Below are 2,572 nucleotides of genomic sequence, written 5' to 3'. Positions count from 1 at the left end.
ACTATAAAAATATTTTATATGATATTATATTTCATTTTACTGTATTTTAAGGTTTTTTTTTACAATATTTTGGATGATGATTATAGAGAGAAAAAGTATGATCAATGAGGGGAGGGTCAGTATGGATTTTTTAACGGGATTCATGTTGGTGAATACAAAAGATATATTGAAAAGACTGAGTATAAATTTGTTTAGAGTTTCAGCAATTATAAGTATAAACAGCATTATAAGGGTGCTGTATATGGAAGTGACCAGCGGGATTCCCTGAATTATCATGATACTTATTACTGAAATCGTTATAATCATGGTGTGGACACCGAAGTATATGGGGAGCTCTCTTACTAAAAAGGAATATAAACCCAGAATACAGCTTAGAATTATATAATTTCGCACGTTAAAAGATTTTCTAGCCAGTACGTATATTCCCCATATCATCAGCAGCATCTCGGGAATACACCTTAGAAAAATTTCTATCCATTGAAGTTTCAGCATTGCAAATGTCCTTTCCTGTAACTACATTATTTATATATTATAGTAAAAATTGTACATATTTGTACAATTTGTTTACGTTAAGAAATTCTACGTAAAATAAAAAAATCCTCCTTCTTGAAAAAGTTTTTTTTCGACTCCCGGGGGTAGTGAACAAATTGTGAACTGATCATTTGGAATTATGTAATTCTGGACTTTGGACAAACTATTGATGTATAATCTTATTTATCCGAACGCTACCATTGCTAATACTTCCAGCTTCCTAAGCTGGAAGATAAGCACTGCTACGCGCCTGGATAAGGTGATTCTTAGGTTAGCAGTAATTTGCTTATGAGAAAAATTTTTTCAAGAACCTTAGAAGAGCCAATCCAGTGGCGTAACAGTTTTTAACCTATCATGTTGTAAACTGGGAGGTTTAGAACTGGCAGCCATCGGATAAGTTCTTCTAAGATTCAGGTGGAGAAAAGTATTCCTTATAAGCAAACTCCACCTGAACCTAAGAAGAACTTGATTATTATTTTTATTACTAATTTATTATGGGAGAAAGATCAAGTGAATTTTATAAGAAAAGACGTATTTAAATTGGCAGTGCCTATTTTAACCGAGCAGTTGTTTGTCATGTCCCTGGGTGTGGTGAATACCATGATGGCAGGGCATATCAACAAGGAGGCAGTTTCTGCTATTGGTATGGTGGATTCCGTCAACAATATATTTATTGCCTTTTTTTCAGCCCTGGCAGTAGGCGGGACTGTGGTAGTGGCACAATATGCCGGCAGAAAAAATATAAAAAGGGCAAATGAAGCAGTCAAGCAGGCACTTTACTCTGCTGTGTTGATATCTCTTGCAATTACCACTGCCATGTGGATATTCAGAAAACAACTTGTAACTCTGCTGTATGGTTCTGCAGATGTACAGGTTATAGATTATGCTTACACCTATCTCGAAATAACACTTTTAACGTATCCTCTTGTTGCACTGAACCTTTCCGCCAATGGCGTGCTGAGGGGAGCAGGCGATACCAAAACACCCATGAAAATTACTATGTTCATGAATGTGATAAACGTAATATTGGGATACTGCCTGATTTACGGCGTGCATATAAAAAACTTCAAAATTTCAAGTCTGGGAGTGGAGGGGGCTGCGATTGCCATTGCTGCGGCCAGAACTCTGGGTGCAGTTATGGTATTCATTGTCCTATTGAGAGGTACAGCCATCGTAAAACTTGTTAAAGTAGCTCAATTTAATTTTGACAGGAAATTACTGAAACCCATATTTGGAGTGGGGATTCCCGCCAGTGTAGAATCCTTTTTGTTCAATGGAGGAAAACTTATAACTCAGATATTTATTGTAGACATGGGAACCATATCCATAGCGGCCAATACAATTACCAATTCCATAACAAATATGCTCAACATACCTGGAATGGCTCTGAGCATTGCGGCTACTGCCCTGGTGGGACAGTATATGGGAAGAAAAGACAGTAGCGGAGCGGAAGACTGTCTATCCTATTTGAATAAGGTTTCCACCATATGCCTTGTAGTTTTAGCACTTATTTCCGTACCTGCTGCAGGCTTTTTATCCTCTCTCTACACCACAGATTCCTCTATAGTACATTTGTGTGTGAATTTATTGAGAGTAAATGCACTGTTTATTCCGCTCTGGTCCATTGCCTTCGTCCTGCCTGCGGGGCTGAAGGGAGCAGGTGATGCCAGGTATACCCTGGTAACTTCCATCATAGGAATGTGGATTTTCAGGATAACTATGGGATATATATTGGGAATACCCTTAAAAATGGGTGTTATAGGAATTTGGCTTGGAATGTATATAGATTGGCTTGTGAGGGGAATATTGTACTATATGAGATTTAAAAAAGGAAAGTGGAAGAGCCTTGTGCTCATAAAATAATCAAGCCAGCCTCCGGGTACAAGCTGTCCTCGGGGGCCGTGAACAGGCTGCGAGCGGAATGTTAATATATCGTAAATAAATTGTGAATAAATATTTAAAGTTTAATTACCTAGATTTCGTACAAACAAAATCTGACTAACATGAACAAATTTCCATGGTATTATACCCAAAAAGTAAC

Annotated in this window: 2 protein-coding genes; both read left to right on the top strand. The window is 37.6% G+C overall.

Annotation, left to right across the window (positions count from 1 at the left end; all coding sequences use genetic code 11):
- Nucleotides 1-121: 121 nt before the first annotated feature.
- Nucleotides 122-268 (top strand): hypothetical protein, encoded by a 147-nt coding sequence (locus tag J5G60_RS17890; RefSeq protein WP_190972280.1) that lies wholly within the window; start codon nucleotides 122-124, stop codon nucleotides 266-268.
- Nucleotides 269-1,041: 773 nt separating this feature from the next.
- Complete coding sequence (locus tag J5G60_RS17885; RefSeq protein WP_150359034.1) at nucleotides 1,042-2,394, top strand: MATE family efflux transporter; 1,353 nt, start codon at nucleotides 1,042-1,044, stop codon at nucleotides 2,392-2,394.
- The last annotated feature ends 178 nt before the right edge of the window (nucleotides 2,395-2,572 follow it).

It is taken from the genome of Clostridium sp. HV4-5-A1G (assembly GCF_900184915.1).
GTDB classification, from domain to species: Bacteria; Bacillota; Clostridia; order Clostridiales; family Clostridiaceae; genus Clostridium_B; species Clostridium_B aromativorans.
This window is presented reverse-complemented; position numbering and strand designations above follow the sequence as displayed.

Excerpts from the sequence above, each read along its gene's own strand:
- J5G60_RS17890 (WP_190972280.1), top strand. The coding sequence starts at position 122 with ATGGATTTTTTAACGGGATTCATGTTGGTGAATACAAAAGATATATTG.